This window comes from Pseudomonas sp. NPDC089734, from assembly GCF_044748865.1.
GTDB lineage: Bacteria > Pseudomonadota > Gammaproteobacteria > Pseudomonadales > Pseudomonadaceae > Aquipseudomonas.
In genome coordinates, this window is the sequence record NZ_JBIVGV010000004.1 from 62,203 (window position 1) to 75,025 (window position 12,823).

13 protein-coding genes are annotated in these 12,823 nt (G+C 61.4%); 12 read left to right on the forward strand and 1 reads right to left on the reverse strand.

Translation table 11 applies throughout. The annotated features are described in order from the left end of the window. The first annotated feature begins 12 nt into the window (after positions 1-12). From ACIPY9_RS06865 to ACIPY9_RS06920, 12 genes are all read left to right on the forward strand, one after another. The gene (locus tag ACIPY9_RS06865; RefSeq protein ID WP_400698489.1) at positions 13-852 is read left to right on the forward strand and encodes a transporter substrate-binding domain-containing protein; all 840 of its coding nucleotides are present in this window, start codon (positions 13-15) and stop codon (positions 850-852) included. After that, positions 849-2,270: an FAD-binding oxidoreductase gene (locus tag ACIPY9_RS06870; RefSeq protein WP_400698491.1), complete on the forward strand. Its 1,422-nt coding sequence runs from the start codon at positions 849-851 to the stop codon at positions 2,268-2,270. The genes ACIPY9_RS06865 and ACIPY9_RS06870 overlap by 4 nt, the downstream gene beginning before the upstream one ends. Then, the gene (locus tag ACIPY9_RS06875; RefSeq protein WP_400698494.1) at positions 2,267-3,484 is read left to right on the forward strand and encodes an aminotransferase class I/II-fold pyridoxal phosphate-dependent enzyme; all 1,218 of its coding nucleotides are present in this window, start codon (positions 2,267-2,269) and stop codon (positions 3,482-3,484) included. Before ACIPY9_RS06870 ends, ACIPY9_RS06875 begins: the two co-directional genes overlap by 4 nt. Then, the gene (locus tag ACIPY9_RS06880) at positions 3,481-4,215 is read left to right on the forward strand and encodes an amino acid ABC transporter permease (RefSeq protein ID WP_400698496.1); all 735 of its coding nucleotides are present in this window, start codon (positions 3,481-3,483) and stop codon (positions 4,213-4,215) included. Before ACIPY9_RS06875 ends, ACIPY9_RS06880 begins: the two co-directional genes overlap by 4 nt. Beyond that, positions 4,205-4,993, forward strand: a complete 789-nt coding sequence (locus ACIPY9_RS06885) for an amino acid ABC transporter permease (RefSeq protein WP_400698498.1) — start codon at positions 4,205-4,207, stop codon at positions 4,991-4,993. Before ACIPY9_RS06880 ends, ACIPY9_RS06885 begins: the two co-directional genes overlap by 11 nt. Continuing rightward, the gene (locus ACIPY9_RS06890; RefSeq protein WP_400698501.1) at positions 4,980-5,816 is read left to right on the forward strand and encodes an amino acid ABC transporter ATP-binding protein; all 837 of its coding nucleotides are present in this window, start codon (positions 4,980-4,982) and stop codon (positions 5,814-5,816) included. Before ACIPY9_RS06885 ends, ACIPY9_RS06890 begins: the two co-directional genes overlap by 14 nt. A gap of 88 nt (positions 5,817-5,904) precedes the next feature. Further along, the gene (locus ACIPY9_RS06895) at positions 5,905-6,498 is read left to right on the forward strand and encodes a cysteine dioxygenase (protein ID WP_400698503.1); all 594 of its coding nucleotides are present in this window, start codon (positions 5,905-5,907) and stop codon (positions 6,496-6,498) included. A 75-nt stretch (positions 6,499-6,573) separates the two neighbouring features. Next, entirely contained in the window at positions 6,574-9,330 is a 2,757-nt protein-coding gene (gene metC, locus ACIPY9_RS06900; protein WP_400698506.1) for a cystathionine beta-lyase, read from the forward strand. A gap of 364 nt (positions 9,331-9,694) precedes the next feature. Then, positions 9,695-9,826, forward strand: a complete 132-nt coding sequence (locus ACIPY9_RS06905; protein ID WP_400698509.1) for a hypothetical protein — start codon at positions 9,695-9,697, stop codon at positions 9,824-9,826. Then, positions 9,790-10,572 carry a zinc ABC transporter ATP-binding protein AztA gene (aztA, locus tag ACIPY9_RS06910; RefSeq protein ID WP_400698512.1) on the forward strand — a complete coding sequence of 261 codons (783 nt, stop codon included), beginning with the start codon at positions 9,790-9,792 and terminating at the stop codon, positions 10,570-10,572. Before ACIPY9_RS06905 ends, aztA begins: the two co-directional genes overlap by 37 nt. Then, a complete protein-coding gene (locus tag ACIPY9_RS06915; RefSeq protein ID WP_400698515.1) occupies positions 10,569-11,438 on the forward strand; it encodes a metal ABC transporter permease in 870 nt (289 codons plus the stop codon). The genes aztA and ACIPY9_RS06915 overlap by 4 nt, the downstream gene beginning before the upstream one ends. A 12-nt stretch (positions 11,439-11,450) precedes the next feature. Then, complete coding sequence (locus tag ACIPY9_RS06920; protein WP_400698518.1) at positions 11,451-12,344, forward strand: metal ABC transporter substrate-binding protein; 894 nt, start codon at positions 11,451-11,453, stop codon at positions 12,342-12,344. On the opposite strand, the gene ACIPY9_RS06925 is transcribed toward ACIPY9_RS06920, so the two are convergent. Continuing rightward, positions 12,345-12,716, reverse strand: a complete 372-nt coding sequence (locus ACIPY9_RS06925) for a nuclear transport factor 2 family protein (protein ID WP_400698520.1) — start codon at positions 12,714-12,716, stop codon at positions 12,345-12,347. Positions 12,717-12,823 lie beyond the last annotated feature (107 nt).

Sequence of the window (12,823 nt, forward strand, 5' to 3'; positions counted from 1 at the left end):
AGGAAGGCTCCCATGAGCAGATTTTTCACGCACAAGGCGTTGATGGCGCTGGGGTTGATCCTGTGTGCCGGGTGGGCTCAGGCCGATGCGACCCTGGACAGGATTCAGGAGCGACACAAGATCAGTGTCGGTGTGATTCTCAGTGGTCCGCCGTTCGGGACCATCGATCCGGCCACGGGCGAGCACTTGGGTTACAACGTCGAATTGTCGAAGGAAATCGCCAGACGGCTGAATGTGGAGCTGGAGACCGTATCGGTGCTGGCCCCCAACCGTGTGCAGTTTCTGCAGCAAGGCAAGGTCGATCTGTTGATCGCCAACATGCAACTGACCGAGGAGCGTGCGCAGATACTCGATTATGTGCCCACGCCTTACGAGGAAGTCGGTGGCGCGGCGCTGATCCGCAAGGGCGCGGGCATCAGCAAATGGGAAGACCTCAAGGGCAAGCCGGTGTGCGTGTCCCAGGGCAGCAACTTCATCAAACCGTTGCAGGAAGTCTACGGTGCGCAGATCAAGGCGTTCCGCAGCCAGTCCGAATCGCTGTTGTCGTTGCGCGGCAATGGTTGTGTGGCAGCGGTGCATGTCAGCCCGACCATGCACACCTTGCTGGCCGAGGCGGAATGGTCCGGTTTCGAGATTCCGTTGCCGACGGACCTGATTCCCTCCAAGTCGGTGATCTGGGTACGCAAGGGCGAAAAGGATATCCAGGCCCGTCTGGACGCCATTGTCCGCGACTGGCACCGCAGTGGCTGGTTGATCGAGCTGGGTAACCGCACCGGCATGGCACCGTCTCAGGCGCTGCATGACTTGCATGAGCAATACCGCAACGCCGCACCACTGGCGGTTACGCCATGAGTGAGGGGCTATTCCAGGCCTTGCAGCAATTGCTGGGTGCCAGGCATGTGCAGACGGGCGAACAGGCTCGCGAGCGCCTGACCGACAAACAGGGTCGTTATGTCGGCCGTGTGGTCGCCGTGGTGCACCCGGCCGATACCGGACAGGTGGCCGGTGTCGTGCGTCTGTGCGCGGCCCACGGTGCGCCGGTGGTGGTGCAGGGCGGCAACACGGGCCTGATGGGCGCGGCGACGCCGGATGCCAGCGGTACGGCGGTGCTGTTGCTGCTGGACCGCCTGAACCGTGTACGGGAGATCGATACCGATAACGACACCCTGACCGTCGAAGCCGGTTGCATCCTGCAAAACCTTCAGGACGTGGCTCGCAACGCGGATCGATTGTTCCCGCTGAGTCTGGGTGCCCAGGGCAGTTGCACCATTGGCGGCAACCTGGGCACCAACGCCGGGGGCAATGCGGTGTTGCGTTATGGCAATACTCGCGAACTGACCCTGGGGCTTGAAGTGGTCACGGCGCAGGGCGACATCTGGAATGGCTTGCGTGGCCTGCGCAAGGACAATACCGGTTATGACCTGCGCGACCTATTCGTCGGCAGCGAAGGCACGCTGGGCATCATCACCGCCGCGACCCTGAAGTTGTTCCCGCTGCCCAAGGCTCAAGTGGTCGCGTTTCTGGCCTTTGAGTCACTGGATCAGGCGGTGCGCTTTCTGTCCCACGCCCGTGCCGGGTTAGGGGCTGGTCTGACGGCGTTCGAGCTGCTTTCGGCAGACTGCCTGGCCTTGTTGCGTGAGCAGTTTCCACAGGGGCCTCAGCCGTTCAGCCAGAGCGAGCATCCCTGGTTTGCCTTGCTGGAACTCTCTGACAACCACAGTGCGCAGCATGCGCGGCAGGTATTCGAGGACGTGCTGAGCGATGCGCTCGAGGTCGATCTGCTGGCCGATGCCCTGATTGCCGACAGTCTGGCCCAGAGTCAGGCGTTGTGGCAGTTGCGCGAAAACATGAGCGAGGCGCAGAAGCGTGACGGTCGCAACATGAAACACGATATCTCGGTGCCGATTTCCCGTGTCGTGGCGTTCGTGGTTCATACCGATGCCTTGTTGCAGACACATTTCCCCGGTGTGCGCCATTTCACCTTCGGCCATCTGGGCGACGGCAACCTGCATTACAACGTCGCGCACCCGCTGGATTCCACCGTTGAGGCGCATATGGCCCGTTATGCCGAGTTGAGCGAGCGGGTTCATGACAGCGCCCATGCCCATGGCGGCTCCATCAGCGCCGAACACGGTATCGGCCAGCGCAAGACGGGCATGCTGGCCCGCTACAAAAGTCCGGTGGAGCTGGATCTGATGCGTCGCATCAAACAGGCACTGGACCCTGACAATCTGCTCAATCCGGGCAAGGTACTGGAGGCCCGAACATGAGCATCGTCCTGTCCAGGCGCGTGCAGCGCGTCTCGCTGTCGGCCAACGCTGCCGCCAAATCCCGGGCCACGGCCTTGCGGGAACGCGGCGTGGATATTCTCGACCTGACCACTGGCGAGCCGGATTTCGAGACCCCGGAGCACATCAGGCAGGCGGCCTTCAACGCTATTGCCGCAGGCGATACCAGATACACGCCAACGCCCGGTGTACGGGCCTTGCGTGAGGCCGTGCAACGCAAGTTGCAGCGCGAAAACGCGCTGGACTATGACGTGGCTTCCATCGTGATTGCCAATGGTGCGAAGCAGATCATCTTCAATGCCTTCGCCGCGACCCTGAATGAAGGCGACGAGGTGCTGGTGCCAGTGCCGTACTGGCCGTCGTTTCCCGACAGCGTGCGCTTCAACGGTGGCGAGCCGGTGTTTATCGAATGCGGTCTGGAGCAGGGCTGCAAATTGACGCCGACGCAACTGGAACGACATATCGGCGAGCGCACACGCTGGCTGATCCTCAATGGTCCCGGCAATCCCAGTGGTGCGGTCTACAGCCAAACGGAACTGCTGGCGCTGGCCGAAGTGCTGCGTCGTCACCCGCAGGTCCTGGTGCTGCTGGACGAGCTGTACGAGCACATTCGCTTCGACGGGCATCCGGTGCAGAGCCTGCTCAATGTCGCCCCGGACTTGCAATCGCGTTGCCTGCTGGTGGGCGGTGTCTCCAAGACTTACGCCATGACTGGCTGGCGTGTCGGTTTCGGTGCCGGGCCGCAGGCACTGACCACGGTCATGACCGTGGTGCAGTCGCAATCGACCTCCGGCGCTTCATCGGTGGGGCAGGCTGCGGCACTGGCGGCGTTCGAGGGCGGTCTGGATTTTCTGCCGGAGCAGGTAGCGGCTTATCACTTGCGGCGCGATCTGTTGATCGAAACCCTGACTGCGGTGGAAGGCCTTGAGGTGCTGGTGCCACAAGGCGGCTTCTTTGTCTTTGTGCGGTGTGCCGGGTTGCTGGGGCGCTATCGTCCGGATGGCCAGCGGCTGGAAAGCGACGCCGATGTGGTCGCCTGGCTGCTGGAATCCGGCGTGGCCGGTGTGGCGGGCAGTGCCTACGGGCTGTCGCCGTGGTTTCGCCTGTCGATTGCCACCGCCACGGAAACCGTGATCGAGGCCGGGCTGCGTATTGCCCGGGCCTGCGCGCAGTTGAACCGGGGAGAGCTGTCATGAGCCACTGGCTGGAAGTGTTCGTTCAGTGGACGGCCGGGCTGGGGTTGAACTACGCCTTTCTGCTCGATGCCTATCAGCGCGGTTCGATGGTCGACGGCGCGCTGACCACTTTGCTGCTGTGCCTGTTCACCATCATCGGCAGTTTGCTGGTGGGTGTTGGCCTGGCGGCCATGCTGACCTCGGGCAAATCCTGGCTGCGTTCGCCGGCCAGGGTGTTCATCGAAGTCACCCGCAACACGCCCACGCTGGTGCAACTGTATTGCGCCTTCCTGGTGTTGAACATGCTGCTGACCCAGGCCATCGGCGCGGCCAATCCGCTGACGCCGTTTGCCTGGGTGGTGATCGTGGTCTCCCTGCACAAGGGCGCCTTTCATGCCGAGGCCTTGCGGGCTGGAATCGAAGCGGTGCCCGCCGTCACGCTGGAGGCGGCCAGTTCCCTGGCCTTCAACAGTCGCCAGTTGCTGTGGAATGTGCAGTTGCCGCTGGCCCTGCGCTTTGCCTTGCCGTCGCTGATCAACAACCTGATCGATCTGGTGAAGATGACGGCCGTGGCCTCGGCCATTGCGGTGGGCGATATCACCTATGCCTCGATCATGATCTGGACCCAGAGCGACAACGTGCTGGAGCTGATGATCCTGATCCTGAGTTTCTTCGGCGTGCTCAGCTTTGTCGTCAATTGTGTAGGTCGTGCTCTGGAAGCACGCCTGAGGATGCCCGGTTATGGCCATTGATTCATCGGTTGTCACGCCTGTGGCGTGGCCGCGTCGGCATGGACTGGCGCTGGTTGTCCTGGCTCTGGCGATTGCCTGGCTGATTTTTGGTGCCCCGGACAGCCCGATCTTTCTGGCGCTGATGCAGTGGTCGCCAGCACTGGCCGTGGGCTTTGGTCAGAACATCCTGATCAGTCTGGTCGCCATCGGGCTGGGGACGGTGTTCGGGTTGCTGGTCGGCGCGCTGGGTTTGTCGCCTTTCTGGCTGACACGCTTGCCCGCACGGGTCTGGATACAGGTGTTTCGCAATGCACCCTGGCTGGTGTTGATCTACTTCACGACCTACGTATTCCCGTTCGAGGTCAGGATCGGCAGTTCATACCTGTCGTTTCCCGACTGGGTGAAGGTCACCATTGGCCTGGCATTGCCCGCCAGCGCCAATGTCGCGGAAATCTTCCGGGGCGCGGTGGCGTCGATCCCCAGCACCCAATGGGAAGCGGCGCGGTCGCTGGCCTTCACCCGTGGGCAGATCTTCCGTTCGATCATCCTGCCGCAGTGCTTCAAACGCATGCTGCCACCGTGGATGAACCTGTATGCGGTGATCACCATGGGCACGGCGCTGGCCTCTCTGGTGGGCGTGCATGACGTGATCGATACCGCTCAGATTGCCAGTAACACCGTCAACCAGACCGGCTTCACCGTGATCATCTATTGCAGCCTGCTGGTGCTGTTCTTTGCCTATTGCTACCCGATTTCCCGTCTGACCCAACGCCTGGAGCGACGCTATGCCTTCTATTGATTCTGGCGTTGAGCCCTTGGTGAGCCTGCGCGATCTGCACCTGTCGTTCGGCAGTAACCGGGTGCTCAAGGGTATCGATCTGGATGTTCAGCGCGGTCAGGCCGTGTCGATCATCGGCCCGTCCGGTTCGGGCAAGTCCACGATTCTGCGTTGCATCACCGGCCTGCTGCCGACCCAGCGCGGCACCATTCGCGTGGGGCAGACCGACGTGCATGCGCTGACCCATGAGGCGCAACGCATCGAGTTGCGCAAGCGTGTGGGCTTCGTGTTTCAGCAATACAACCTGTTTCCGCATCTGTCGGTGCTGGAAAACCTGGTGATTGCGCCGCGCAAGGTGCTGGGCATCGACTGTGTCGAGGCAGAGAAACAGGCGCGGGCCTTGCTGGCCAAGGTGCGGATGGAACACAAGGCCGATGCCTATCCGGGGCAATTGTCCGGGGGGCAGCAGCAACGGGTGGCCATTGCCCGTGCCCTGACCATGCGTCCGGAACTGATCCTGTTCGATGAAGTGACCTCGGCCCTGGACCCGGAAACCGTCGGTGAAGTGCTGACCGTGATCCGCGAGCTGACCGAAGAGGGCATGACCTGCGTGCTGGTGACTCACGAAATGCGCTTCGCCGAAGAAATCAGCGACGTGGTGTATTTCACCGAGAACGGCCTGATCGTCGAGCACGGCAGTGCCGAGCAGATCTTCCAGCGCCCGGCCAGCGAACGTACCCGCGAGTTTCTGCGCCACGCGCTGGGGGATATCGGACGTCGCCCGCCAGCGTCTGCCGATCCGTTCGCGCTGGGCCATATCAGTCGCTACAGCCTGTCCGTCTGACAAAAACAATACCTGTGGGGCCGGATTTATCCGGGAAGAGGCCCGCAAGCATCGCCTGAAACCATGAAAACCACCGGGAGCCACCTGAATGAGCAACACCAACCGAACCCAAGTGATTGAAGACTTCCTGCAACAGATCCGCGAGATCAACCAGCGCGGTGTCGATCGCGAAGCCTTGAAAGAGATCATCGCAAGACTGGAAACGCTGGCTGCACGTCACGACCTGTTCAATTTCGATGAATTCCCCGCGCCGGTGCCGGGGCAGGGGGAAACCGCCTTCCGCTATCGCCTCAACGATGACGGCGAAACCCCGACCCTGTACATGAACTCGCTGTTGCCGGGCAAAAGCACCTTGCCGCACAACCATGAAACCTGGGCGGTGATCGTGGCGGTGCAGGGGCAGGAGATCAACTACGTCTGGGCGCGCACCGACGATGGCAGCGACCCGACGTTCGCCCGTCTGGAGCTGGATAAGGAAATCATCGTCCAGCCGGGCACACCCATCGGTTTTCTGGGCGAGGACCTGCATGGCATCAAGGTGACGGGCGAGGAACCGACCCTGCATTTCCATCTGTATGGCCGACCGCTGGAGTCCCTCAATGGACGTTTCGGCGTCAATGAAGAAGGCCGCGTGCTGAATTACAACGCCTCGCAGATGGCTCCGTCCATTCAGGCGTATTAAGGGCTAAAAATCCTCTCAGACAAGGCAGCGGGTATCCACTGCTGTCTGCCTCCATTTCACTCTACGAGCCACCCCATGAGTCAGATCATCACCGCAGCCCAACTACAACACTGGCTGTTCGACGGGCAGGAAATTGCCGTGTTCGACCTGCGCGAGCATGGCCAGTATGGCGAAGCCCATCTGTTTCATGGCGTTACGCTGCCCTATAGCCGTCTGGAACTGGATATCCGTCGTCTGGCCCCCAACCCCGGCGTGCGTCTAGTGATTCATGACCAGCATGGCGGTGATGTCGCGACACGAGCCGCTTCACGTCTGGAAGCGCTGGGGTATCGCAATGTGCATATCCTCGAAGGTGGCACCGATGGCTGGCGTGCAGCCGGCTTTCAACTCTTTGCAGGCGTGCATGTACCGTCCAAGGCTTTCGGTGAACTGGTGGAAGAGGCCCGTCATACGCCGCACATCAGTGCTACTGAACTGGCGCAACGGCAGGCGCAAGGCGAGCGATTGGTGATACTGGACGGCAGACCGTTCGACGAATACCGCAAGATGACCATCCCAGGTTCGGTGTGCTGCCCCAATGGCGAGCTGGGCTATCGTCTGCCGGAACTGGTGAAGGATGAGCAGACGCCCATCATCGTCAACTGTGCCGGGCGTACCCGCAGCATCATCGGTGCGCAGACGCTGATCGATCTGGGTATCAGGAACCCGGTCTATGCCCTGGAAAACGGAACGCAGGGTTGGTATCTGGCCGATCTGGAGCTGGAACATGGCAGCACCCGACGCTACCCGGATGCGGTATCGCCTGAAGCACTGACGCCACAACGCCTGGCTGCACAGGCTCTGGCCGAGCGGGCAGGGGTACAGACGGTCAGCGCCGGACAGGTTCGTGAGTGGGCGGCCGACAGCGGGCGCAGCCTGTTCCTGTGTGATGTGCGGACCGCGGAGGAGTTTGCAGCGGGCACATTGGCGGGTGCGCAACATACGCCGGGTGGTCAGTTGATTCAGGCCACGGATCTGTATATCGGCGTGCTTCAGGCGCGGTTGGTATTGGTGGATGACGAAGGCATTCGCGCCCCGATTGTTGCTGCCTGGCTCCGGCAACTGGGGCACGATGCTTATGTGCTGGCCGAAGGCGTCAGCAGCGGCTTGTCACTGCCCGCTGTTGAGGTCGGTGCAGCGCCGGATTTTCCGGTCATTGGCGTGCAGGCCCTGGTTGACGCTCTCAAGGATCAGGCTGTGGCGCTTGTCGATCTGCGCGCAAGCGCCCGTTTCCGCAAGGGGCATATCGAAGGCTCGCGCTGGTCGATTCGCCCGTTGCTGGCTGCCGCTGTCCTCGATGAGCCCCGACCTCTGGTGCTGATCGCCGATGAGCCAGCGCTGGCGCAACTGGCGCTGGATGAGTTGCCTCAGGCACAGCGTCAACAGGCCCGCTTGCTGGAGGGCGGTGTCGAGGCCTGGGCGTCGGCTGGCCTGCCTTTGCATGAGGGGCGCGACAGTCTGCCGGACGCGCAGTGCATCGATTTTCTGTTCTTCACCCACGACCGCCATTCCGGCAACAAGGACGCAGCCCGGCAATACCTGGCCTGGGAAATCGGTCTGCTGGGCCAGATGACTGAACAGGAAATCGCCAGCCTCAAGCCATTGCCTGCAAAAAAGCCTGAACGTCCGTCACAGGTCCCTTTGATAAGAACCCGCCTGGTTCATGCCGCGCGGACTTCAAAGGGCAGTGGCGGGCGTGCGGTGAATGTACCGGTGACACGCTTGAGCACCGTGCTGTTCGACAGCCTCGGGGAGATGCGTGATATCCGCAAGCGACGCAATACCGAGCGCGTCCTGAGCTACGGTGCACGGGGCAATCCCACCGCGTTCGCGCTGGAAGATCTGGTGACCGAACTTGAAGGCGGCTACCGCACCCGATTGTTCAGCACGGGGCTGGCGGCTGTCGCCCAGACGTTCCTGGCCTACCTGCGGCCTGGCGATCATGTGCTGTTGACCGATGCGGTGTATTCGCCGGTGCGGGCTCTGGCGCGGCAATTTCTGGAGCCTTTCGGCATCGAAGTCAGCTATTACAACGCCAGTGGGCAGGGAATCGAAGCGCAGATCCGGGCCAACACCCGAATGGTGTATGCCGAAGTGCCGGGCTCATTGCTTTATGAGGTGTGTGATCTGCCCGCCATGGCTGCCTTGTGCAAACCCCGGAACATTCTGCTGGCGGTGGACAATACCTGGGGTTCTGCCTACCTGTACCGGCCACTGGAGCTGGGGGCCGACATCTCCATCATGGCCCTGACCAAGTACCTGAGCGGTCATAGCGATGTGGTCATGGGCAGCGTGTGTACACGGAAGGACGTCTGGCAGCCGCTGTGCGGCATGAGCGATACCTTCGGTTGTGTCGTCAGCCCCGATGACGCCTATCTGGTGTTGCGCGGTGCCCGCACCCTGGCTTCACGCATGGAAACCCATGAGCGCCAGGCCCTTGAAGTGGCGCACTGGCTGAGCGGGCATCCACAGGTCCGGCGCGTGTTTCATCCCGGACTGCCGGAGCACCCCGGTCATGCCGTGTGGAAGCGTGATTTCAGCGGCAGCAATGGTCTGCTGTCCTTTGAGCTGGCGGCTTCGGACCCTGACCGGCTGGAGCGCTTTATCGGTGCCTTGCAACTGTTCGGCCTGGGTGCTTCCTGGGGAGGCTATGAAAGCCTGATTACCGTGGCCGATGTCAGTGATCGCCACAATGAGGCTGACAGAAGGCTCAACCCCGTGTTGCGTCTGCATATCGGCCTGGAAGATGTATCGGCCTTGATCGAGGATTTGCAGCGCGGGTTTGCAGCCTGAGAGAAGGGCGCGCGCGCTGTAGGAGCGAATTCATTCGCGAAGCATTGTTCCAGACGCTGGATCGGCATGGAATGTACTGGCCTCTCGCGAATAAATTCGCTCCTACCGCCCAGTCCACCCCGTAGGAGCGAATTCATTCGCGAAGCATTGTTCCAGACGTTGGATCGGCATGGAATGTACTGGCCTCTCGCGAATAAATTCGCTCCTACCGCCCAGTCCACCCGTAGGAGCGAGTTCATTCGCGAAGGCATTTCCCACGCATATGCATTCCCACATCCAGATATGGGTCATGTAAATGTTATTTTATAACAAAGCAGGAGTCGATCATGTAATACTGTAACAAATGCTTGCAGGTTACCCGATCGTGAAAGCTCCCCGTGTTCCTTCCATCTCCGGTTCCGTCCTGGCCCAGTCGGCCTTGAAGCGGGGTCTATTCGCCCTGGCGCTTCTGGTGCCGTTATGGCTGGCGATTGCCTGGTCGGTGGCCATCCCGTGAGCGCTGCCATTGCTCTGGACAACCTGACGGTCGCCTATGAACGCCGTCCGGCGGTGCATCACATCAGTGGTCGCTTCGAGGCTGGCAGTCTGACCGCCATTGTCGGCCCCAACGGGGCGGGCAAGTCCACACTGATCAAAGCCATCGCCGGGACCATGAAACCGGCGGCAGGGCACGTCGATCGTGGTTCGCTGGCGACTCGCACGCTGGGTTATCTGCCTCAGGCGGCCGAAATCGATCGCAGTTTCCCGCTGAGTGTGGCCGACACTGTCGCCATGGGAGCGTGGCGCAGTATCGGGCCGTTTCGGGGCTTGAGCCGCAATCATGCCCGGCTTACCCGTCAGGCACTGAAAACCGTAGGCCTCGAAGGGTTCGAGGGGCGCAGCATCGGCTCCCTGTCGTCCGGGCAATTCCAGCGGGTGCTGTTCGCACGGCTGTTGCTGCAGGACGCTTCGGTCATTCTGCTGGACGAGCCTTTCACCGCCATCGATGCCCGGACCACCCGGGACCTGCTGGAACTGGTCCGGACCTGGCACGGCGAGGGCCGGACCGTCATTGCCGTCCTGCACGATATCGATCAGGTGCGGCAGCACTTTCCGCAAACCCTGTTGATGGCCCGTGAGGCCATTGCCTGGGGAGCCACGGCCGAGGTGCTGAGCGTCGCCAATCTGCGGCGGGCGCGCAACATGGCCGAGTTCTGGAGTGCGGATGCCGAGGTCTGCGACACCGAGGGTGAGCGCTCGTGATGCTCTACAGCCTGTTGATCGAGCCCTTTGTCGAATTCGGTTTCATGCGCCGCGCACTGGTGGCCTGCCTGGCGCTGGGCGTGGGGTCCGGTCCGGTGGGTGTCCTGTTGATGCTGCGCCGCATGAGCCTGGTGGGCGACGCCATGAGTCATGCGGTCCTGCCTGGTGCGGCAGTTGGTTTCATGGTGGCAGGCCTGTCGCTGCCGGCCATGGGCTTTGGCGGGCTGGTCGCCGGGCTGGTGGTGGCTCTGCTGTCGGGGCTTGTCAGCAGGCTGACGGCCTTGCGCGAGGATGCCAGCTTTGCCAGTTTCTACCTGACGTCACTGGCCGCGGGGGTGCTGATCGTGTCTCTGCACGGTTCCAGCGTTGACCTGCTGCATGTGCTGTTCGGCACCATTCTGGCCATCGATGACAACGCCATCTACATGGTCGGCGGGATCGCTTCATTCACTCTCATCCTGCTCGCCATGATCTATCGGCCTCTGGTGCTTGAATGTTTCGATCCGGGCTTCCTGCGGGCTGTGGGCGGGTTCGGTTCGCTGTACCACGTGCTGTTTCTGCTGCTGGTCGTGTTGAATCTGGTGGCGGGCTTTCAGGCGTTGGGCACTCTGATGGCGGTGGGCATGATGATGCTGCCCGCCACGGCGGCCCGGTTCTGGGCAAGCTCTTTGAGCGCCCTGATGCTGATCTCCACCTTGCTGGCGACCTTGTCGGGTCTGATTGGCCTGATTGTGTCCTATCACCTGGGCGTGGCTTCCGGTCCGGCCATCGTGCTGACCGCCAGTGTCTTTTATGGTCTTTCCCTGCTGTTCGGGCGCACAGGCATCCTGCGCCGACTGTTTCCCAAACCTCATCTGGCTCACTGAAAGGGACGTGTCATGAAGCGATCGATGATCTTGAGTTCAATGGCAGCCATCGTGCTGTCGATGTGTGCAAGCCTTGCCCAGGCGAAACCGCTGGAGGCGGTCGCTTCGTTCACGGTACTGGCCGATATGGTCAGCAACGTCGGCGGCGATCGGGTCCATGTGACATCGTTGATCGGCCCCAATGGTGACCCCCATGTCTATGAGCCCACCCCGCGCGACGCCCAGGCCCTGAAACAGGCGGATCTGGTTTTTGTCAGTGGCCTGCACCTGGAAGGCTGGATGGACCGCCTGATCAAGGCGTCCGGCTACAAGGGGCAGCCGGTGGTGCTGTCCAATGGCATCAAGACGCGCAGCATGGAAGAAGATGGCCAGCGGATCATCGATCCCCATGCCTGGAACAGCGCCGCCAATGGCGTGATCTATGTACGCAATATCATGGCCGCCCTGAAAAAGGCCGACCCCGAAGGCGCCAGCGTCTATGAGGTCAACGGCCAGCGCTATATCGTGCAACTGCAGCAACTGGATATCTACGCACGTGACCAGATCCAGTCCGTCCCCGAGGCGCAGCGCAAGATTCTCACCTCCCACGATGCATTCGGGTACTTCGGCGATGCCTACGGCGTGACTTTCCTGTCGCCACTGGGCTTTTCCACCGAGTCGGAAGCCTCGGCGGCCGATGTGGCAAAGCTGATCCGCCAGATCAAGGACGAACACGTCAGCGCCTATTTCTTTGAAAACTCCGGTGATCCGCGGCTGGTCAAACAGATCGCCGATGCCAGTGGTGCGCAGCCTGGAGGCGAGTTGTACGTGGAGTCGCTGTCACCGCTGGAAGGCCCGGCGGCCAGCTATGCGCAGATGTTTCGCTACAACGTCGACCGGATGACCGCCGCGATGAAAGGGCACTGATCAGTCGTGTGCGTAATAGAGTTTGTGGACGATCACCCAGTCCGCATACACCTTCAGCAGTGACAGGTAGTCGGTGAATTGCAGGCCAATGTAGTGGTCGCGCACTTTCACCGCTGCACTGTCGCCGGTGATGTCGAGGTTCTGTATCTCCCAGAAAGGGCTGTAGCCTTCACTGGCCGGGCCTTCCGTCTTGATGGCGTCGATGAAGTCGTCCAGCGACAGCCACTCCAGCGCGCCGTTGTAGTGGCCGACGATCCTGCAGTCGGGATGGAAGGTGCGGCGCAGCAGGGCTTCGTCGGCGAAGACCATGCCCGAGACATAATTGCCGACGGCCTGTTCCACGTATTCCTGATCGGTTTTCTGAGCAGACATATCGTTCATCCTCATGAGAGAGGTTGGGAGGAATGCCGTACTACTGAATTCGCGACCTGGAAAGCATAGACGCTGAGTGTACGCAGGCCATGTTGTTCAAGGCCTGC

What these genes read in the sequence shown, in the direction of transcription:
- ACIPY9_RS06865 (WP_400698489.1), top strand. Translation starts at nt 13, where the DNA reads ATGAGCAGATTTTTCACGCACAAGGCGTTGATGGCGCTGGGGTTGATC.
- ACIPY9_RS06870 (WP_400698491.1), top strand. Translation starts at nt 849, where the DNA reads ATGAGTGAGGGGCTATTCCAGGCCTTGCAGCAATTGCTGGGTGCCAGG.
- ACIPY9_RS06875 (WP_400698494.1), top strand. Translation starts at nt 2,267, where the DNA reads ATGAGCATCGTCCTGTCCAGGCGCGTGCAGCGCGTCTCGCTGTCGGCC.
- ACIPY9_RS06880 (WP_400698496.1), top strand. Translation starts at nt 3,481, where the DNA reads ATGAGCCACTGGCTGGAAGTGTTCGTTCAGTGGACGGCCGGGCTGGGG.
- ACIPY9_RS06885 (WP_400698498.1), top strand. Translation starts at nt 4,205, where the DNA reads ATGGCCATTGATTCATCGGTTGTCACGCCTGTGGCGTGGCCGCGTCGG.
- ACIPY9_RS06890 (WP_400698501.1), top strand. Translation starts at nt 4,980, where the DNA reads ATGCCTTCTATTGATTCTGGCGTTGAGCCCTTGGTGAGCCTGCGCGAT.
- ACIPY9_RS06895 (WP_400698503.1), top strand. Translation starts at nt 5,905, where the DNA reads ATGAGCAACACCAACCGAACCCAAGTGATTGAAGACTTCCTGCAACAG.
- metC (WP_400698506.1), top strand. Translation starts at nt 6,574, where the DNA reads ATGAGTCAGATCATCACCGCAGCCCAACTACAACACTGGCTGTTCGAC.
- aztA (WP_400698512.1), top strand. Translation starts at nt 9,790, where the DNA reads ATGGCTGGCGATTGCCTGGTCGGTGGCCATCCCGTGAGCGCTGCCATT.
- ACIPY9_RS06920 (WP_400698518.1), top strand. Translation starts at nt 11,451, where the DNA reads ATGAAGCGATCGATGATCTTGAGTTCAATGGCAGCCATCGTGCTGTCG.
- ACIPY9_RS06925 (WP_400698520.1), bottom strand. Translation starts at nt 12,716, where the DNA reads ATGTCTGCTCAGAAAACCGATCAGGAATACGTGGAACAGGCCGTCGGC.